This is a genomic window from Pseudomonas sp. 6D_7.1_Bac1, assembly GCF_025465945.1.
Taxonomy (GTDB): domain Bacteria; phylum Pseudomonadota; class Gammaproteobacteria; order Pseudomonadales; family Pseudomonadaceae; genus Aquipseudomonas.
In genome coordinates, this window is record NZ_JANLNW010000052.1 from 178,452 (window position 1) to 196,866 (window position 18,415).

The window sequence follows — 18,415 nt, forward strand, 5'->3', positions numbered from 1 at the left end:
TTTACTCCCCTTTGCCGCCCGCTACTTTGTTTGTTGCCTGCGCAGGGGCCGGGTTTTTCGCGGCTACGTTAGTAGCGTCGCTGACTTTGACTTCAACGCCCGGTTTGACGAACTGCAGACCTTCGGTAATCAGGCGATCGCCGGCCTTGAGGCCGTCTTCAATCAGCCATTGGTTGCCAACGGTGCGGCTGGCCTTGAGCTGACGCAGTTCGACCTTGTTGTCCGCACCGACCACCAGAGCGGTCGGCGTACCTTTGAGGTCACGGGTCACGCCTTGTTGCGGGGCGAGAATCGCGGCGGCGTTCACACCGGCCTGCAGCTGTGCATGAACGAACATGCCCGGCAGCAAGGTGTGCTCAGGGTTGGGGAACACTGCGCGCAAGGTCACGGAACCGGTGGTCTGGTCGACCGACACTTCGGAGAACTCAAGCTTGCCCTGTTGCTTGTACTGGCTGCCGTCTTCGAGGGTCAGTTTGACCATGGCGGCGTTCTCGCCAGCCTTTTGCAGGCGACCGCTTTCCAGTTCGCGGCGCAGTTCAAGCAGCTCGACCGAGGACTGGGTGACGTCGACGTAGATCGGGTCCAGTTGCTGGATCACGGCCATGGCGTCGGCCTGGCCATTGTTGACCAGTGCGCCTTCGGTGACCGAAGAGCGACCGATGCGACCGGAAATCGGCGCGTAAACCTTGGTGTAGCGCACATTGATCTGCGCGCTTTTCAGGGCAGCTTCCGATTGCAACCGGTTGGCCACGGCCGTGTCGTATTCCTGACGGCTTACGGCTTGCTCGTTGACCAGTTGTTTGTAGCGATCGGAAATCGACTTGGTCGATTGCAGGTTGGCTTGCGCACTATTGAGCGTGGCTTCATAGACCGAAGGATCGATCTGGTAAAGCTGCTGGCCTTCCTTGACTTCACCACCTTCTTTGAACAGGCGCTTGAGAATGATGCCGTTGACCTGTGGGCGAACTTCCGCGATGCGGTAGGCCGTTGTGCGGCCCGGCAGCTCGGAAGTCAGGGTAAAGGCTTGAGGTTGCAGGGTTACGACGCCGACCTGAGGGGCTGGAGCGGCAGGGGCCGCCTCTTCCTTTTTACATCCGCTGAGCAGTGATGCCAGGGCGACGGCAGTAACCAGAGCGGTAACAGCTGGCTTGAATTGCATGAAGATCCTCGGGTCAGGCGCGCACGATGCGCACTAGAAATGTGGAAAGGTAAAAAAACTGCGCTGAGTGGATAAGTAGCTTGCTAAGGAATATACTTACGTTCATGGTTGTTTGTAAATAGCTTGGCTGAGTAACCACCCGGTTACAAAAGTCGATGCAAGGTATGAATTGTAAGCCGGGGACGAGGCCCCAGAAAGCTCGCCCCACATTTGTTCAGACGGTGTACAGACATCGCTGAAGTATTTCTGATTGAGGTTTTATTGCCATGGTCCGTCGCACCAAAGAGGAAGCACAAGAAACCCGAAGCCAGATACTCGAAGCAGCAGAGAAAGCCTTTTACGAGCGGGGCGTGGCGCGCACGACGCTGGCGGATATCGCCACCCTGGCCGGTGTTACGCGTGGGGCCATCTACTGGCATTTCAGCAACAAGGCGGATCTGGTTCAGGCCATGCTCGACAGCTTGCATGAGCCGCTGGATGAGATGGCCAGGGCGAGCGAAAGTGAAGACGAAGAGGATCCGCTGGGATGCATGCGCAAGCTGCTGATTCATTTGTTTCATCAAGTTGCCCTGGACCCGAAGACCCGACGCATCAATGAGATTCTGTTTCACAAGTGCGAATTCACTGATGAAATGTGTGATCTGCGCCAGCAGCGCCGCACGGTCAGTCTGGATTGCAATGCGCGTATCGAACTGGCGTTGGGTAATGCGGTGAAACGGGGCCAGTTGCCGGAGAATCTCGACACAGCCCGTGCAGCTATCAGCATTCACGCCTATATCGACGGCATCCTGTACCAATGGTTGCTGGCCCCCGACAGCTTCGAGCTACACACTGAAGCCGAGCGGTTGGTCGGCACGGGTCTGGACATGCTGCGCTTGAGCCCCAGCCTGCGTCATTAAGACAACATGCGTAATTGAGTCCAGTTGTGTCAATACTTAAGGCAAGCGAAGATCCTGTCTTCGTTCGCCTTGTTATGACCGGGTGCTTTTATATACGCATGCACGCCAAGTTGATAGATAGCGAGCTACGTATTTTGTAGGGAATTTGTTGCGGGTTTGTGAATGAGTGCGAGTCACCCGATTTTCAAAGGCACGGAACAGCCCATCAAAGGCATTGCGCTGATTTGTCTGGCGGTATTGCTGTTTGCCAGTCATGACACGCTGTCCAAGTACCTGTCGGGTTTTTACCCCATCGTCATGGTGGTCTGGGCCCGTTACGTGGTGCATACGCTGCTGATGCTGGTGATCTTCGTGCCGCGCAGCGGTCTTTCCGCGGTGGTGCGTACCAGGCGTCCGGGGCTGCAATTGCTTCGTGCGTTGTGCCTGATCGGCACCAGCCTGTTTTTTACCACCGGGTTGCGCTACATCCCGTTGGCTGAAGCCACGGCCGTGACCTTTCTCGCCCCCTTGTTAGTGACCGCGCTGTCGGTGCCGTTGCTGGGTGAGCAGGTCACTCGTAACCAATGGCTGGCGGTGCTCGCCGGTTTCGTCGGGGTGCTGATTGTGGTGCGCCCGGGTGGAGCGTTGTTCACCCCGGCGATGTTGCTGCCGATGTGCTCGGCGTTGTGTTTCGGGTTCTATCAGTTGCTGACCCGCAAACTCAGCAGCATCGACAGCCCGACCACCAGCAACTTCCTCACCGGTATTCTCAACAGTTTGATCATGAGTGCGTTGCTGCCATTTTTCTGGAGCACGCCAACATTGACTCATGCTGCGTTCATGATCGGTCTGGGCACTTGTGGCATGTTCGGCCATTTGCTGCTGACCCAGGCGTACCGCCACGCACCACCGGCGATGTTGGCACCGTTCAGCTATGGGCAGGTTCTGTTCGCCGGGATGTACGGCTACCTGATCTTCGGCCATACGCCGGACAGCATTGCAATTGCCGGGATCACCGTCATTTGCCTGAGCGGTCTGGCGGTGGCGTGGGGGGCAGCGCAAGCGTTAGCCCGGGAATGATCACAAAACAAAAAGCCCCGACTCGCGAGAGTCGGGGCTTTTGTTTTTAACGCGATTTACTTACAGCATCGGATAGTCGATGTAACCGACCGGACCTTTTGCATAGAACAGTTCAGGACGTGCGTCGTTGAGCGGCGCATCGGCTTTCAGGCGCGCCGGTAGGTCCGGGTTGGCAATGAACGGTACGCCGAAGGCGACCGCATCGGCCTTGCCGCTGGCGAGCCAGGCATTGGCGCTGTCCTTGGTGAAGCGTTCGTTGGCGATGTACGGGCCGCCGAAGGCTTCCTTGAGTTGTGGGCCGAGGCTGTCGCCGGCTTCTTTCTCGCGCGAGCAAATGAACGCGATGCCGCGTTTGCCCAGTTCGCGAGCGACGTAGGTGAAGGTCTCGGACAGATTGTCGTCACCCATGTCATGAGAGTCGGCCCGTGGTGCCAGGTGCATACCGACGCGACCTGCGCCCCAGACTTCGATGGCTGCGTCGGTCACTTCAAGCAACAGGCGAGCACGGTTTTCCAGGGAGCCGCCGTAGTTGTCCGTGCGCTGGTTGGTGCTGCTTTGCAGGAACTGGTCGAGCAGGTAGCCGTTGGCGCCGTGGATTTCCACGCCGTCGAAACCGGCGGCTTTGGCGTTTTCCGCACCGACGCGGTAGGCGTCGACGATGTCGGCGATTTCAGCGGTTTCCAGGGCGCGCGGTGTTGGGTAGTCGGCCAATGGGCGAACCAGGCTGACATGGCCTTTTGGCGCAATGGCGCTCGGTGCAACCGGTGCTTCGCCGTTCAGGTAGGACGGGTGGGAAACCCGGCCAACGTGCCACAGTTGCAGGACGATCTTGCCGCCGGCACCGTGGACCGCTTTGGTCACGTTGCTCCAGCCACGCACCTGATCGTTCGACCAGATGCCCGGGGTGTCCGGGTAGCCGACACCCATCGGCGTGACCGATGTGGCTTCGCTGAGGATCAGGCCGGCAGAGGCGCGCTGCACGTAGTACTCAGCCATCAGTGCGTTGGGCACACGGCCTTCGTCGGCACGGCAGCGGGTCAGCGGCGCCATGATGATGCGGTTCGCCAGTTGCAGGTCGCCCAGTTTGATCGGATCGAAAATAGTCGTCATGAGATACAACCCTCGTTAGTGATCAGTTAGTAGCAGGAGCCAGCTCGGCATTGCCGCTCTGACGGAAAGTAATCAGGGTTACCAGCAGCGCCAGGATCGCCAGCGCAGCGGCCGCAAGGGGCACGCTGGTCAGGCCGAAACCGTGAGCGATCACGCTGCCGCCGACCCAGGCACCCAAGGCGTTGCCAAGATTGAAAGCGCCAATGTTCAGGGTCGACACCAGGTTGGGCGCGGCTTTGCCGAAGGTCACCACGTTGACTTGCAGCGCCGGTACGGCGGCGAAGGCGGCGGTGGCCCAAAGGAACAGCGTGATTTCGGTCGCAATTACGGCGACGCTGGTCCAGCTCAGCGCGGTCGAGACCACGGCCATGGAAATGAACACACCAATCAACGTGGCAGCCAGGCGCTTGTCCGCCAGTTTGCCGCCGATGATGTTGCCTGCCGTCAGGCCGAGACCGATCAGCAGCAGAGTCCAGGTCACGCCGTTGGGCGAAACCCCGGTGACGTCGCCCAGCAGCGGTGCGACGTAGGTGAAAAGGGTGAACATGGACGCGGAGAACAGTACGGTCATGCTTAGCGACAGCCAGATCCCGGCGCCTTTGAGGGCCGCCAGTTCGGCGCGCATGTCGAGTTTTTCTTCGTCACGTTTGGCCGGCAGGAAGCGGATCAGACCGATCAGCGCGATCACGCCGATCACGGTCACTGCCCAGAAGGTCGAACGCCAGCCGGCTTCCTGACCCAACGCAGTGCCCAGCGGTACGCCAAGCACGTTGGCCAGGGTCAGGCCGGTGAACATCAGCGCGACGGCCGAAGCACGTTTGTTGGCCGGCACCAAACCTGCCGCCACCACTGAGCCGATTCCGAAGAACGCGCCGTGGCACAGGGCGGTGACGACACGGGCGAACATCAGCACGTCGTAATCACTGGCCATGGCGCAGAGCAGGTTGCCGACAATGAAAATGCCCATCAACGCGACCAGTGCAGCCTTGCGTGGCAATTTGGCGGTGGCCATTGCCATGAACGGCGCACCGACGGCAACGCCCAGGGCGTAGCCGGTCACCAGCCAGCCAGCGCCGGGGATCGACACACCGAGGTCGGTTGCCACGTCGGGCAGCAAGCCCATGATGACGAACTCGGTGGTGCCGATGGCAAAGGCGCTCAAGGCCAGGATGAGGAGCGAGAGGGGCATTGTTGATTCCTTATCGGCGTACTGACGTAAAGGGTCAGAGCTCTTTGCTGAATGTGCGGAGGAACTCCTGAATGGTTTCCTCGTTGCGTTTGAAAAAATGCCACTGGCCGACTTTACGGCTGCTGACCAAGCCGGCGCGTTGCAGGGTCGCCAGATGGGCGGAAACAGTGGACTGCGACAAACCGCAACGTTGATCGATCTGCCCTGCGCAGACGCCGTGCTCGTTGCTGTGGGACTGGTCGGGGAATTCGACGGTCGGGTCTTTGAGCCAGTGCAGGATTTCTCGCCGTACCGGGTGTGCCAGGGCTTTTATTATTTCGTCGAGGTCAATGGTGGACATGGCAGTGCTCGGGTTGGGTAAAACGTTATATCGCGATGAAGCGAACTTTAAATCGTTATTTCGCGATATACAAATATGATTTTGGTCTGAGGTCAGCCTGAATCGATATATCGAGTTATAACGATATGTTGATTGTAAAAATACAAGGGGGCAGTGCTAAGCTGCGCCCATGAACTATCTCGCACATCTTCACCTCGGTGGCCAGCGCCCCGATCAATTGCTCGGCAGTTTGTATGGCGATTTCGTCAAAGGTCGGCTGCAAGGGCAGTTCAATCCGGAGATCGAAGCGGCCATTCAGTTGCATCGCAGCATCGACGTGTTTACCGATCGCCATCCGTTGGTCGATGTGGCGTTGTCGCGGTTTACGCTGATGCGACGGCGGTATGCCGGCATCGTGCTGGATGTGTTTTTCGACCATTGCCTGGCGCGGGACTGGGCGTTGTATGCCGACCTGCCGCTTTCGCGTTTCACTTCGGATGTGTACCGGGTGCTGGCTGCCGAACCGCAGTTGCCAGGGCGGCTGGCGCAGATTGCCCCGCATATGGCAGCGAATGACTGGCTCGGTTCTTATCGGGAATTTGCGGTGCTGGATCAGGTACTGCGGGGGATTTCACGGCGCCTGTCACGGCCTGAAGAACTGGCTGCGGCGATGCAGGAGCTGGAGCGGTTGTATGAACCGTTGAGTGATGACTTTCGGTTGTTCTATCCGGAGTTGCAACGGTTCGCGCATGACCATCTGACTACGCAAATCTAATGTGGGAGCAGCCGGGCGGCGTTCCGTCTGCTCGCGATGAGGGCCTGACAGTCAACAGTAGGTGACTGACAAACCGCTATCGCGAGCAGGCTCGCTCCCACAGGAGAGTGATGTTAAGCCGCAATCGCTGGACGTAACGGAGCTGGCCGTGTTTCTGGCAACGTCCCGAACAACGCTTTCTGCACCGCCTGCTGCGCCGCAAAAGCCAGCGCCGCACGTTCCTGGCCTTGGCAGGCAATCGGTTTGAGCAGATGGATTTCGACGTCGCCCTGATCGTTAGCGAACAAGCGCATCAGGTGCGAGAGCAGATCGTCATCACCAATAAACGGCGCGAGCGGGTCAATCTGACCATCGCGCAGGTAACGAACGGCCACCGGTTGCAGCGCCACGTCCGCATCAATGGCAGCGGACAGCAAGCGACCGTGAAAGGTGCGCAACGAGCGGCCATCGGTGGTGGTGCCTTCCGGAAACATCAGCAGCGGATGTTGTTGCTCCAGGTGGCGGCTCATCTGCTTGCGGATCAACTGGCTGTCACCCGAACCACGACGGATGAACAGGCTGCCGGCCTTGGCCGCCAGCCAACCGGCGACTGGCCAGGTGCGCACTTCGGCCTTGGACAGGAAGGATAATGGCGTGAGCATGCCCAGCAGCGGGATGTCGGTCCAGGACACATGGTTGCTGACCCAGAGCATTGATTGTTGCGGCAACTCACCGTGCACTGTCACGCGAAAGGGCAGGGCATTGCTCAGCCGGGTCATGAAAAAACGCGACCAGCGTTGGCGCCGAACCATCGAGTTGGCAACGCCCATGCGCTCGAACAGCCCGAACACGCTGGCCATGCTCAAGCCCAGCGCGACCACCAGTAGCACTCGCGCGATCCGCGCGTACACCCGCAGCCGGCGCATTACACGGCCGCCTTGAAGTGCTTGGCGTAACGCGGGCACAGCTCGTCGCGCTTGAGCAGGATGAACACGTCGGCGACCTGGAAATCTTCATCCCAGCACGGCTCGCCACAGATCTTTGCACCCAGACGCATGTAGGCCTTGAGCAGTGGCGGCATTTCCGCGATCACGTTGGACGGGATGTCGAGGGCCGGCAGCGGCTTCTTCGGTTCGGCGCGCAGGTGCTCGGTGCTCAGATAACGTTCACGCAGGCGCTGCATGATCGCCTGGGCCTGAATCCCGCCATCCTGCATCGGGATGCTCGCGCAACCCATCAGGTAGCTGTAACCGCCCTGGTTGAGCACTTCGGCCAGTTCGCCCCAGAGCACGGCAATGGTGCCGCCATTGCGGTAGGCCGGGTCGACGCAGGTGCGACCGATCTCCAGGATCGGTCCTTGCAAATGCACCAGGCCGTGCAGGCTGAATTCTTCTTCGCTGTAAAAGCGCCCCAGGCTGCTGGCGGCCTGGTGGTCGAGCAAGCGTGTGGTCGCTACCAGGCGTCCGCTGTTCAAATCGCGCACACCAATGTGTGCGCAGTGAACATCATAGTCATCCATGTCCAGACCCAACTCTGCACCCTTGAGCTTGGCGTTGAACTCGCCGCTGAAAACGTTGAAGCGCAGGGCCTGGGCTTCCTGCAAAGCCTCGGCGCCGACCAGGCGTTCGGCTTGCAGGCGGCGTTCATTGCCGGTGTCGCTGATGCGGGCGATCTGAGTCATTGCGAATCTCCGTACGGGCTGCTCACCCGTCTTGGGTTGCAGTCGATCGACTTTGTTGTGCAAAGTCAGGCTATGTAGCCCCGGTGTCATCGCCATGAAGCTTTGGTGATGCTTGTGTGACAGCCCTTGAGGATCCATTTATGCCTTGGCAAGCCTTGTTGAACTGCAACCAGCGTCAACCCGAAAACCCTGATCTGGCGGAGGGTTATGCGACGTTGCTGCATGTGTTGGGCGCCGTGACGCCGTTCGAGTTGGCGGTGCGCGGCGGGCGGATGATGGCAACGCCGGGGTTGGCTTTTCTGGTGGGTTACCAGGCAGCGCTGCGTATGTTGTGGCCCAGCGCACCGCAGAGTCTGGGGGCGTTGTGTGCGACCGAACAGCGCAGCCTGCGCCCGGCGGACATGCAAACCCGCCTCAAAGATCTGCGTTTGAGCGGACGCAAGGATTTCGTCACCGCTGGCGATGCGGCGGACTGGCTGCTGATCGCCGCGCGTAGCGAGGAGGAGGGCGAGTCGCCGCGTTTGAGTCTGGCGGTGGTGTACCCCGGCGAACCGGGTGTTCGGGTTGAAAAACTTCCGGCAATCCCTTTGATGCCGGACATCAGCCACGGCCGTCTGTATCTCGATAACGCGTTGTGTGAATTGCTCGCCGGAGATGGCTGGGACGCGTACGTCAAACCGTTCCGCACCCTTGAAGACATTTATGTACTCAGCGCCATGAGTGCCTGGTTGTACGGTGTCGGTCAAGACAACGGCTGGTCGCAAAGTCTGCAACTGCAATTGCTGGCGCTGTTGGCCGGGTGTGCGGAAGCCAGCCGCCAACCCCCGAACAGCAGCGCCGGGCATGTGTTGCTGGGCGGTCTGTTTGCGCAGTTTGATGGGCTCAAGACTGCGCTCAATGAAACCTTTGCCGACGGGCCGTCGCATTGGGCGGCATTGTGGAAGCGCGATCAGGCGGTGCTGGAGCTGGCGGCGGGGGCGCGGGCCAAGCGGTTGGCCAAGGCATTGGCGGTGTATTGATGGGCCTCATCGCGAGCAGGCTCGCTCCCACATTGGAACTGCGTCGTTCACCCCTCTCCTGTGGGAGCGAGCCTGCTCGCGATGACGGTCTTACTGACGCCGCATTTTTCGAACTGTCATTTATCTCGACTACGCTCAGAAGGTTAATCCCCATGAGTGTCTGCCGTGTTCAAGCGCCTGCCTCTGTTGTTCATGTTGCTGATCAGCCTTCCTGTTCTGGCAGAAAACTGGCCGGCCGAGCAATGGTCACCAGGGCCGAAGATCAGTGGCCCGGCGCTTCTGGCCTTGGAGGATTACGCCTTTGCACCGCGTGACGACGTTAGCCGTAAAGGCGTTCGCACCGATGCCTTGTTGGTGATTCGTGACGGGCAGTTGATCTACGAACGCTACGCCGGCCCCACGACTGCCGATACACCGCACCTGACTTGGTCCGTCAGCAAAAGCCTGATGGCTACAGTGCTTGGCGTCGCCTACGGCGAAGGGTTGTTCAAATTGCCGGACTCGGCGGCGAAGTTTTACCCACCCATGCAGAGCCATCCGCAGGTTTCCATGGTTGACCTGCTGCACTGGGGCTCGGGGTTGGACTGGCAGGAAAGTTATGAATATGCACCGCTGAATTCTTCGGTGGTGGCGATGCTCTACACCCATGGCCGCCCGGACATAGCGGCATTTGCCGCCGCCCATGGCGAGTTCAGCGCACCGGGCGAGGCGTTTCGTTATTCCAGCGGTGACAGCAATCTGTTGTCCGCAACACTAAGGACCATGGTCGGTGCGAAGCGCTACGCCGACTACCCATGGACCGCGTTGTTCGGTCCCTTGGGCATTCGCAGTGCAGTGTGGGAGACCGATGCCACGGGGACGTTTGTTGCCTCCTCCTATACCTACATGACAGCTCGCGATCTGGCGCGAATCGGCCTGCTGATGCAGCGCGATGGTCGCTGGGGTAACCGGCAGTTGCTGCCAAAGGACTGGGTCGCGTTCAATCGCCAACCGTTCATTCGCTTCAAAGCCAATCAGGATGAGGCTGTTCCCGGGGGCCATTGGTGGCTCAATCGTGCGGTCGATGGCGCGGAGAGACCCTGGGAGGACGCACCTGATGACACCTTCGCCGCACTCGGCCATTGGGGGCAGGCGCTGTACGTGGTGCCCAGCGAAAATCTGGTGATCGTGCGCTATGGCGATGATCGTGACGGCAGTTACCGGCACAACGAATTGCTCAGGCTTGCGCTGGTGGCCTTCGCGCAGAAGGTGCAGCCATGAATCTCGGTTTTATTCACCGTCGACCACGGCTCAGCGTGTTGCTGTTGTTGATCGTCGTGCTGCTTGGCTGGATCTGGCAGGAGCGGGTGGCGTTGAGGGCTTTCCCGGACATCATCAGCGCCTACACCGCCAAGGAGTATTGCTCGTGTCGTTATGTCGAGAACAACCCGGCGGACTATTGCCAGGGCTATGTGAAGCAGTACGTGCCCGTCAGTGGTTTTCTCGATGACGCCCCCAACAAGCGTGTGACGGCCAGCGGCATGGGACGCAGCAATACCGCCGCATGGCTCGGTGCCCGACAGGGTTGTCGGTTGATATCGCAGACACCTCCGTAGGCTGTGTTCATTTTACCCGTGCGGTTTGCAAGTACGTTCACTCAGGCTAAGGTTCGGCTCAGGTTTACTTGCCCATGAGTGTCTATGTTCAAGCGGTTTTGCTGCACCACCCTGGCCTTGCTGCCATTAGCGTTCGGTACCTTGCCAGCCCACGCCGACTGGTACCTGGACGGTGAGTCTTCACGTCTGTCGTTTATTTCCACCAAAAACGCCGACATCTCCGAAGTCCAGCGCTTCCTGGTGCTGCATGGCAAGGTCGATGCCAAAGGCCAGGCGCAAGTCCAGGTCGAGCTGGAGTCGGTCAATAGTGGCGTCCCGCTGCGCGATGAGCGCATGCGTAAGGAGATGTTCGAGATTAAACGTTTTCCTGAAGCACTGATCAGTGCGCAGATCGATCTGCGGCCGATCAAAGACCTGGCCCCCGGTGCGCAACTCGAACTGCGTTTGCCACTGAGCGTCAACCTTCATGGCAAAGCGCACGATTACAACGCCGAGTTGCTGGCGACACGGCTCGATGATCGACGTTTTCAAGTGGTGACCCTGGAGCCGCTGGTGCTCAATGCGGCGGATTTCGATCTGCAGCCAGGGCTGGAAAGCCTGCGGCAAGTCGCCGGCTTGTCGGCCATCAGTTTGTCGGTGCCGGTGGGTGCGGTGCTGATTTTCGCGGCGCGCTGACATGAGCGGCGGGGTGTTTCCCTGGCGTGAAGGCAATCGCTATGAGCTGTTGATCGACGGGCCGCAGTTTTTTCCACGGATGCTGGCGGCGATTGCCAATGCGCAGGAACAGGTTGAACTGGAGCTGTACCTGGTGGAGGCGGGTGTCTGCGCCGAGGCGATGGTTCAGGCGCTGGTGCAAGCGGCCGAGCGCGGTGTGCGCGTACGTTGCCTGTTTGATGACTATGGCAGTCTGGCGTTCACCCTGAGCCTGCGGCGACGCTTGATCGAAGCTGACGTGGAGCTGCGTTTCTACAATCGGTTGAGCTGGCGGCGCTGGGTGCGCAATCTTTACCGTGACCATCGCAAGCTGTTGCTGGTCGATCAGACGCTGGCGGTGGTTGGCGGCACGGGTGTCACCGACGAGTTCTGGACACCCGGCCATGACACCAGTGAGTGGCATGAAGTGATGGTGGAAGTCGTCGGCCCGCTGGTGCTCGACTGGCAGCTATTGTTCGACCGCCAATGGATTGCCAACCGCCACCGCCGTGCCTGGAAACCCGCCTCACACTTCGGTTTGTCGCGCTTGCCACGGGTGCCGCCGATGGGCGAAGGCATGGGCCGGATAGCGTATGCCGACGCGAGGCAGCACCGGGACATTCTGCAATCGCTGTTTCGTGCCTTGAACAGCGGCCAGCGGCGGATCTGGCTGGCCACGCCTTATTTCTTGCCGACCTGGAAAGTCCGCCGCTCGCTGCGCAAGGCCGCCGCACGGGGCATCGATGTACGCCTGCTGCTGACCGGGCCGCGCACCGATCACCCGTCCGTGCGCTACGCCGGGCATCGTTATTACCCTCGTCTGCTCAAGGCCGGGGTGAAGATCTTCGAATACCAGCCGTGTTTCCTGCACCTGAAGATGGTCCTGATCGATGACTGGGTGAGCATCGGCTCGTGCAATTTCGATCACTGGACTCTACGTTTCAACCTGGAAGCCAATCTGGAAGCGCTCGACACGACGCTGACCCTGGCGGTGGCGGCGAGTTTCGAGAAGGACTTTGCCCTGAGTCAAAGGGTCAGTCTTGAGGAGTGGCAACGCCGGCCGCTGTGGCGCCGGGTCAAGCAGCGGGTGTGGGGATGGGTGGATCGGTTGGTGGTGAATCTGCTGGATCGGCGGGGGTGAACACAATTCCCCAAACACCAAAAACCAATGTGGGAGCGAGCCTGCTCGCGATGGCGATATAACAGTCAACGGAGATGTTGAATGTTATGGCCTCATCGCGAGCAGGCTCGCTCCCACAGGTACTTCATGTAACTTCAGGGTTAGAGCAACTCAAAGCTCTGCTGCGTCACGTCCTCGGAATCGAGACCGATCTGCACGTTGAACTTGCCAGGTTCTGCCGCGTACTTGAGTTGGGCGTTGTAGAACTTCAGGTCGTCCTCTTCGATGGTGAAGTGGATGACTTTCTGTTCGCCGGCCTTGAGCATGACCTTCTGGAAGTTTTTCAGCTCTTTGAGCGGGCGGATCATCGAGCCGACCACGTCCTGGATGTACAACTGCACCACGGTTTCACCGTCGCGCTTGCCGGTGTTTTTAACCGTCACGCTGGCGTCGATCTTGCCGGTCTTGTTCAGTGTGGTCGACGACAGGGCCATGTCCGACAGGCTGAAGCTGGTGTAGCTCAGACCGTAGCCGAATGGGTACAGGGGACCTGTGGTGTCATCGAAATACTGCGAGGTGTAGTTGCCCGGTTTGCCTGGGGTGAACGGGCGACCGATGCTCAGGTGGTTGTAGTAGGTCGGAATCTGCCCCACCGAACGCGGGATGGTGATCGGCAGCTTGCCGGACGGGTTGTAGTCGCCGAACAGGACGTCGGCAATCGCGTTGCCGCCTTCGGTGCCGCTGAACCAGGTTTCGAGTATCGCGTCAGCCTGTTCCTTCTCGTCGAGAATCGTCAGCGGGCGGCCGTTCATCAGCACCAGCACCAGCGGTTTGCCGGTGGCTTTCAGGGCCTTGATCAGGTCGCGCTGGTTGGCCGGGATGTTCAGGTCGGTGCGGCTCGATGACTCGTGGGACATGCCGCGCGATTCACCCACCGCCGCCACGATCACATCGGCCTGCTGCGCCGCTTTCACCGCTTCGTCGATCATGACCTGCGCCGAGCGTGGATCATTCACCACTTCCGGAGCATCGAAGTTGAGGAAGTTCAGGTAATCGAGGACTTTCTTGTCCGAGGTGATGTTGGCGCCACGGACGTAAGTCAGTTTGGCCTGATCACCCAAGGCGCGGGTCATGCCGTCGAGCAGCGTCACCGACTGGTCTGGTTTACCGGCCGCAGCCCAGCTGCCCATCATGTCGATCGGCGCCTTGGCCAGCGGGCCGACCAGGACGATTTTCGCGGTTTTCTTCAGCGGCAGGGTTTCATTCTGGTTCTTCAGCAACACCATACTGCGACGGGCAATGTCACGGGCCTCGGCGCGGTGCAGGCGGCTGTCGGCGTAGGTGTCGGCCGGGTCATCCTCGGCCTTGCCGATGCGCAGGTACGGGTCTTTGAACAGGCCCATGTCGTACTTGGCGCCCAGCACTTCACGCACGGCGTTGTCGATATCACTCTGTTGGATCTCGCCGGACTTCAGCAGCCCCGGCAACTCCTTGCCGTACAGGGTGTCGTTCATGCTCATGTCGATGCCGGCCTTGATCGCCAGCTTCGCCGCTTCGCGACCGTCGCGGGCCACACCGTGCTTGATCAGCTCGAAGATCGCCCCGTGGTCGCTGACCGCCAGGCCCTTGAAGCCCCATTCTTTGCGCAACAGGTCCTGCATCAGCCACATGTTTGCGGTGGCCGGTATGCCGTTGATCGAGTTCAGCGCAACCATCACCCCGCCAGCGCCGGCATCAATGGCGGCGCGGTACGGTGGCAGGTAGTCCTGGTACATCTTCACCGGGCTCATGTCGACGGTGTTGTAATCGCGACCGCCTTCCACCGCGCCATACAGGGCGAAGTGCTTGACGCTGGCCATGATGCTGTCAGCCGCGCTTGGGGTGTCGCCCTGGTAGGCCTTGACCATCACTTTGGCGATACGCGAGACCAGGTAGGTGTCTTCGCCGAAACCTTCGGAGGTGCGGCCCCAACGTGGGTCGCGGGAGATGTCGACCATCGGCGCGAAGGTGATGTCGAGGCTGTCGGCTGCGGCTTCTTTGGCGGCAATGCGCCCGCTGCGGCCAATCGCATCCATGTCCCAGCTCGAGGCCAGGGCCAGCGGGATCGGGAAAATCGTCCGGTGGCCGTGAATCACGTCATAGGCGAAGAACATCGGGATCTTCAACCGGCTGCGCATGGCCGCGTCCTGCATCGGACGGTTTTCCGGGCGGGTGATCGAGTTGAACGTGCCGCCGATATTGCCAGCGGCGATTTCCTTGCGGATCAGCTCGCGAGGCATTTCCGGGCCGATGCTGATCAGGCGCAATTGGCCGATCTTTTCGTCCAGGGTCATCTGCTTCATCAGGTTGCTGACGAAAGCGTCCTTGTTTTCAATAGATGCAGACTTTGTGTCGGCCCATACCGAGTGACTGGCCAGACCGATGGCAAGGCCCAGCAAACACAGCTTCTTCATGAATAGTGATCTCAAAAGCCTAAACGGACGCGTGGTCACGCGCCGGTCAGCCAAAAATTAGGGAGCGTCTGTTGTTGTTCGGATAAATGCAGCAAACTTCTGAACTCTTTTCGCGCTGGGCATCTTTTAGCCGATTGGCTCGATGCATTCCAGTGGCGGGGGCAGATTATGCCCCAAGCGTTCGAATTGAAGGGGGTGGCGGTTGATAACAATAATGAATGAGCATTCAACACCATGGCATTACTGAGTGAGTACGAGCAGCGACAGGTTGCCGAGGCGATTGCCCGTGTCGAGCGCGACACCGACGCTGAACTGGTCACTGTGCTGGCGGCGCGGGCCGACGACTATGCCTATATCCCGCTGCTCTGGGCCAGCCTGTTGGCGCTGATCGTGCCCGGCATCGTGCACTATGTTTCCGGCTGGCTGAACATGCATACCTTGCTGTTGGTGCAGTGGGCGAGTTTTATCGCGCTGTGCCTGGTGTTCCGGATTCCGTCGATCACCACGCACCTGATCCCGCGTTCCGTGCGCCACTGGCGCGCCTCGAACCTGGCGCGTCGGCAGTTTCTGGAGCAGAACCTGCACCACACCGTCGGCAGCACCGGCATGCTGATTATCGTCTGCGAGGCCGAGCGCTATGTGGAGATCCTGGTGGATGAGGGCATTTCCAGGCGCCTGGACAACAAGCGCTGGGCCCCCATTGTCGCGACCTTCACCCGGCAGGTGAAACAGGGCCAGACGTTGCAAGGCTTTGTGACCTGCATCGAGGCCTGTGGCGAGTTGCTTAAAGTGCACGTGCCGGTGACCCATGTGCGCAATGAGTTGCCGAATCGGTTGGTGGTGTTGGGCTGAAGCTGATCCCGGGATTTAGAACCGGGAACTCTAGTGGCGAGGGGGCTTGCTCCCGCTGGGGCGCGAAGCGGCCCTAAAACAAGCAAACATGGTCCATCAGGTAATCGCGGTTGCCTGCCTTGCGGCTGCTTCGCAACCGAGCGGGAGCAAGCTCCCTCGCCACGGGATGTGCACCGTTCGGGAAATTACCCGTGCCCTCAACCCCCATCCCCCCTAAAATACCTGCCATTCCCCGATCCGCACCGCCCGAGGCGTTTTTTACATGTCCGTTACCGCAACTCCCGCCAGCCTCACGCCGGATCATCATGCGCAATTTATCGACCTGCTGAGCACCAGCCTGGCGCAGAACGCCTTCATCAAACTGGTGCTGGCCAAGTACGTCGGCGCTGAAGTCGACTTGCAGCGAATCATCATCAAGCAGCTGACCGTCAAGGAGCAGCCGTGCCTGTCCTTCGTCTATCGCTACAAGACGCGCGACATCACCAAGAATTTCCCGATCGAAGAGGGCGTTGCGACGATCGCTGCATTGTTGCCGCAGGCATTCAAAAACGCTCACTTGCTGTCGCTGACCGATGAAGCCCAGCTCGAATACAGCAAAAAGGGCAAGAGCTCGCTGTTCAAGAGCAAACCTCAGCAACTGCGCGAAGTGCCATCTGCTGAACACAACCGCGAAAAGAACCGCTTTCTGGACCTGACTCGGCCGTTTCTTGCGGACCTGGGCGTGACCAACAAGCAGCATGAACTGATCCCGGCGATGTCACGCAAGTGGAAGCAGATCAACAAGTTCATCGAAGTCTTCAGCCATGCGCTGACGTCTTCACCACTGGCGCTGGATAAACCGGTTCGGGTGGCGGACTTTGGTTCAGGCAAGGGCTACCTGACCTTCGCCATTCACGATTACTTGCGCAACACCTTGCACGCCGAAGGCGTGGTCACCGGCGTCGAGCTGCGTGAAGACATGGTCACTCTGTGCAACGCCGCTGCCGCGCGCCTGGAGCATCCGGGGCTGGTGTTCAAATGTGGTGATGTGCGCAGTGTCGCACCGAGCGAACTGGATGTGATGATCGCCCTGCATGCCTGTGACATCGCCACCGACTATGCGATCCACACCGGCATTCGCTCCGGCGCCGCGATCATCATGTGCTCGCCGTGCTGCCATAAGCAGATTCGCCTGCAAATCCAGAGCCCGGCGCTGCTCAAGCCGATGCTGCAATATGGTTTGCACCTGGGTCAGCAGGCGGAAATGGTTACCGACAGCCTGCGAGCGTTGTTCCTCGAAGCGTGCGGTTATGAAACCAAGGTTTTCGAGTTCATCTCCCTGGATCACACCAACAAGAACAAGATGATCCTGGCGGTCAAACGCGCTGAACCGGTGGACCCGGCCCAGCTGTTGGTGAAAATCCAGGAGCTCAAGGCGTTCTACCACATCAGCGAACATTGCCTGGAAACCCTGCTGCGGGCCGATGGGCTGCTTATTTGAACGGCCTGGTCTGAATACCCGCCGGTAACGTACCCGGTTGCGCCGGGCGCACTGCGGTCTTGCGCCCGAGCATCACGGTGATGATCACCCCGACCGCAAACAGCCAGGTAATCGGTTCGATGTGTTCGCCAAAGAACAGCGCCGAGAACGCGATGGTGAAGAAGATCTGCAGCAGCTGGATCTGACTGACCCGGGCAATGCCCCCCATCGCCAGCCCGGCGTACCAGGCGAAGAAACCGATGAACTGCGAGAACAGCGACACGTAGCCGAAGGCCCACCAGGTTTTCGCTGAAATCTCGCCGTGGTGCTGCAGCGCCAAATACGTCACCGGACCGATCAACAGCGGTGTCGACAGCACCAGCGCCCAGCAGATCACCTGCCAACCGCCCATTTCCTTGGCCAACCGGCCGCCTTCGGCGTAACCCAGACCACCGATGGCAATCGCCCCGAGCATCAGCAAATCACCGGCCTGGATGCTGCCGGCACCGCTGATCAGTGCATAACCCAGCACCAATGCACTCCCCAATGCAGCACAGGCCCAGAAGGCTTTCGACGGTCGTTCATGGGACAACCACGCCGCATACAGCGCCACGCACAGCGGCTGTAAACCGTTGACCAGCGCGCCATGGGACGCCGGCAGGGTTTGCATGGCCCAGGCCGAAAGCACCGGGAAACCGAGAATCACCCCGGCAATCACCAATGTCAGGCCTTTGACCTGCTTCCACGTCGGCCATTTCTCCCGCCGCCAGAGCAACAACAACGCCGCCGGAATCGCCGCGAACAATGCTCGGCCCAGACCATTGAGCAGGGGGTGGACTTCTTGCACCACGATCCGGGTGAAGGGCAGGGTCAGGCTAAAGATGACGACGCCGAGCAGGCCCAGAGCCATGCCGGTGTTTTCGCGCGAGGACATAACGGTAACCAGAATCGAGGGTGGTGGAAGTGTCTTCATCTAGCCACAAACCGTGCAGGCTACGCTGTTACAGCTAGACGCAGACTTATCCGTACAGTTTGAAGTACTCCGCCTATCCCG

At 59.8% G+C, this 18,415-nt stretch carries 18 protein-coding genes; 10 read left to right on the forward strand and 8 right to left on the reverse strand.

Translation table 11 applies throughout. The features are described 5' to 3' along the window. Position 1: 1 nt before the first annotated feature. Positions 2-1,159, reverse strand: coding sequence for an efflux RND transporter periplasmic adaptor subunit EmhA (emhA, locus tag NTD87_RS13855; RefSeq protein WP_262114508.1), 1,158 nt, complete (start codon positions 1,157-1,159; stop codon positions 2-4). Positions 1,160-1,425: 266 nt separating this feature from the next. Here emhA and emhR point away from each other — a divergent pair, with 266 nt between their 5' ends. Further along, on the forward strand, positions 1,426-2,058 hold the full coding sequence (emhR, locus tag NTD87_RS13860; RefSeq protein ID WP_262114509.1) for an efflux system transcriptional repressor EmhR: 633 nt from the start codon (positions 1,426-1,428) through the stop codon (positions 2,056-2,058). Positions 2,059-2,220: 162 nt separating this feature from the next. After that, positions 2,221-3,117 carry a DMT family transporter gene (locus tag NTD87_RS13865; RefSeq protein ID WP_262114510.1) on the forward strand — a complete coding sequence of 299 codons (897 nt, stop codon included), beginning with the start codon at positions 2,221-2,223 and terminating at the stop codon, positions 3,115-3,117. A 60-nt stretch (positions 3,118-3,177) separates the two neighbouring features. Here NTD87_RS13865 and NTD87_RS13870 read toward each other — a convergent pair whose 3' ends face one another. From NTD87_RS13870 to NTD87_RS13880, 3 genes are read right to left on the reverse strand one after another with little or no spacing between them, the layout of a single operon-like run. Continuing rightward, on the reverse strand, positions 3,178-4,227 hold the full coding sequence (locus NTD87_RS13870; RefSeq protein ID WP_262114512.1) for an alkene reductase: 1,050 nt from the start codon (positions 4,225-4,227) through the stop codon (positions 3,178-3,180). Between the two features lie 22 nt (positions 4,228-4,249). Then, on the reverse strand, positions 4,250-5,416 hold the full coding sequence (locus tag NTD87_RS13875) for an MFS transporter (protein WP_262114513.1): 1,167 nt from the start codon (positions 5,414-5,416) through the stop codon (positions 4,250-4,252). A 34-nt stretch (positions 5,417-5,450) separates the two neighbouring features. After that, positions 5,451-5,756, reverse strand: a complete 306-nt coding sequence (locus NTD87_RS13880; protein ID WP_262114514.1) for an ArsR/SmtB family transcription factor — start codon at positions 5,754-5,756, stop codon at positions 5,451-5,453. 169 nt (positions 5,757-5,925) lie between these two features. Here NTD87_RS13880 and NTD87_RS13885 point away from each other — a divergent pair, with 169 nt between their 5' ends. After that, entirely contained in the window at positions 5,926-6,510 is a 585-nt protein-coding gene (locus tag NTD87_RS13885) for an ACP phosphodiesterase (protein WP_262114515.1), read from the forward strand. Between the two features lie 113 nt (positions 6,511-6,623). On the opposite strand, the gene NTD87_RS13890 is transcribed toward NTD87_RS13885, so the two are convergent. Together NTD87_RS13890 and olsB are read right to left on the reverse strand one after the other, a co-directional pair. Next, positions 6,624-7,415, reverse strand: a complete 792-nt coding sequence (locus tag NTD87_RS13890; RefSeq protein ID WP_262114516.1) for a lysophospholipid acyltransferase family protein — start codon at positions 7,413-7,415, stop codon at positions 6,624-6,626. Next, a complete protein-coding gene (olsB, locus tag NTD87_RS13895; protein ID WP_262114517.1) occupies positions 7,415-8,170 on the reverse strand; it encodes an L-ornithine N(alpha)-acyltransferase in 756 nt (251 codons plus the stop codon). Before olsB ends, NTD87_RS13890 begins: the two co-directional genes overlap by 1 nt. A 140-nt stretch (positions 8,171-8,310) precedes the next feature. On the opposite strand from olsB, the gene NTD87_RS13900 reads away from it, so the two are divergent. From NTD87_RS13900 to NTD87_RS13920, 5 genes are all read left to right on the forward strand, one after another. Next, positions 8,311-9,189, forward strand: coding sequence for an acyl-CoA dehydrogenase family protein (locus NTD87_RS13900; RefSeq protein WP_262114518.1), 879 nt, complete (start codon positions 8,311-8,313; stop codon positions 9,187-9,189). A 165-nt stretch (positions 9,190-9,354) separates the two neighbouring features. Beyond that, positions 9,355-10,449 (forward strand): serine hydrolase domain-containing protein, encoded by a 1,095-nt coding sequence (locus tag NTD87_RS13905; RefSeq protein WP_262114519.1) that lies wholly within the window; start codon positions 9,355-9,357, stop codon positions 10,447-10,449. Then, a complete protein-coding gene (locus NTD87_RS13910; protein ID WP_262114520.1) occupies positions 10,446-10,784 on the forward strand; it encodes an amidase in 339 nt (112 codons plus the stop codon). The genes NTD87_RS13905 and NTD87_RS13910 overlap by 4 nt, the downstream gene beginning before the upstream one ends. An 84-nt stretch (positions 10,785-10,868) precedes the next feature. Further along, the gene (locus tag NTD87_RS13915; RefSeq protein ID WP_262114521.1) at positions 10,869-11,459 is read left to right on the forward strand and encodes a YceI family protein; all 591 of its coding nucleotides are present in this window, start codon (positions 10,869-10,871) and stop codon (positions 11,457-11,459) included. A 1-nt stretch (position 11,460) separates the two neighbouring features. After that, positions 11,461-12,618 carry a phospholipase D-like domain-containing protein gene (locus NTD87_RS13920; RefSeq protein WP_262114522.1) on the forward strand — a complete coding sequence of 386 codons (1,158 nt, stop codon included), beginning with the start codon at positions 11,461-11,463 and terminating at the stop codon, positions 12,616-12,618. 140 nt (positions 12,619-12,758) lie between these two features. Here the strand turns inward: NTD87_RS13920 and bglX are convergent, their stop codons facing one another. After that, positions 12,759-15,050, reverse strand: a complete 2,292-nt coding sequence (gene bglX, locus NTD87_RS13925; protein ID WP_262114523.1) for a beta-glucosidase BglX — start codon at positions 15,048-15,050, stop codon at positions 12,759-12,761. A gap of 234 nt (positions 15,051-15,284) precedes the next feature. On the opposite strand from bglX, the gene NTD87_RS13930 reads away from it, so the two are divergent. Both NTD87_RS13930 and NTD87_RS13935 read left to right on the forward strand, forming a co-directional pair. Next, entirely contained in the window at positions 15,285-15,902 is a 618-nt protein-coding gene (locus NTD87_RS13930; RefSeq protein WP_262114524.1) for a TPM domain-containing protein, read from the forward strand. A 262-nt stretch (positions 15,903-16,164) separates the two neighbouring features. Then, positions 16,165-17,382, forward strand: coding sequence for a class I SAM-dependent methyltransferase (locus tag NTD87_RS13935; RefSeq protein WP_262114525.1), 1,218 nt, complete (start codon positions 16,165-16,167; stop codon positions 17,380-17,382). Here NTD87_RS13935 and NTD87_RS13940 read toward each other — a convergent pair. Then, complete coding sequence (locus tag NTD87_RS13940; protein WP_262114526.1) at positions 17,375-18,295, reverse strand: DMT family transporter; 921 nt, start codon at positions 18,293-18,295, stop codon at positions 17,375-17,377. The two genes, NTD87_RS13935 and NTD87_RS13940, sit on opposite strands and share 8 nt — an antisense overlap. Positions 18,296-18,415: the final 120 nt, after the last annotated feature.

Bases quoted from the DNA above. Each gene is read 5' to 3' on its own strand.
- emhA (WP_262114508.1), bottom strand. From the start codon at position 1,159: ATGCAATTCAAGCCAGCTGTTACCGCTCTGGTTACTGCCGTCGCCCTG.
- emhR (WP_262114509.1), top strand. From the start codon at position 1,426: ATGGTCCGTCGCACCAAAGAGGAAGCACAAGAAACCCGAAGCCAGATA.
- NTD87_RS13865 (WP_262114510.1), top strand. From the start codon at position 2,221: ATGAGTGCGAGTCACCCGATTTTCAAAGGCACGGAACAGCCCATCAAA.
- NTD87_RS13870 (WP_262114512.1), bottom strand. From the start codon at position 4,227: ATGACGACTATTTTCGATCCGATCAAACTGGGCGACCTGCAACTGGCG.
- NTD87_RS13875 (WP_262114513.1), bottom strand. From the start codon at position 5,416: ATGCCCCTCTCGCTCCTCATCCTGGCCTTGAGCGCCTTTGCCATCGGC.
- NTD87_RS13880 (WP_262114514.1), bottom strand. From the start codon at position 5,756: ATGTCCACCATTGACCTCGACGAAATAATAAAAGCCCTGGCACACCCG.
- NTD87_RS13885 (WP_262114515.1), top strand. From the start codon at position 5,926: ATGAACTATCTCGCACATCTTCACCTCGGTGGCCAGCGCCCCGATCAA.
- NTD87_RS13890 (WP_262114516.1), bottom strand. From the start codon at position 7,415: ATGCGCCGGCTGCGGGTGTACGCGCGGATCGCGCGAGTGCTACTGGTG.
- olsB (WP_262114517.1), bottom strand. From the start codon at position 8,170: ATGACTCAGATCGCCCGCATCAGCGACACCGGCAATGAACGCCGCCTG.
- NTD87_RS13900 (WP_262114518.1), top strand. From the start codon at position 8,311: ATGCCTTGGCAAGCCTTGTTGAACTGCAACCAGCGTCAACCCGAAAAC.
- NTD87_RS13910 (WP_262114520.1), top strand. From the start codon at position 10,446: ATGAATCTCGGTTTTATTCACCGTCGACCACGGCTCAGCGTGTTGCTG.
- NTD87_RS13915 (WP_262114521.1), top strand. From the start codon at position 10,869: ATGTTCAAGCGGTTTTGCTGCACCACCCTGGCCTTGCTGCCATTAGCG.
- NTD87_RS13920 (WP_262114522.1), top strand. From the start codon at position 11,461: ATGAGCGGCGGGGTGTTTCCCTGGCGTGAAGGCAATCGCTATGAGCTG.
- bglX (WP_262114523.1), bottom strand. From the start codon at position 15,050: ATGAAGAAGCTGTGTTTGCTGGGCCTTGCCATCGGTCTGGCCAGTCAC.
- NTD87_RS13930 (WP_262114524.1), top strand. From the start codon at position 15,285: ATGGCATTACTGAGTGAGTACGAGCAGCGACAGGTTGCCGAGGCGATT.
- NTD87_RS13935 (WP_262114525.1), top strand. From the start codon at position 16,165: ATGTCCGTTACCGCAACTCCCGCCAGCCTCACGCCGGATCATCATGCG.
- NTD87_RS13940 (WP_262114526.1), bottom strand. From the start codon at position 18,295: ATGTCCTCGCGCGAAAACACCGGCATGGCTCTGGGCCTGCTCGGCGTC.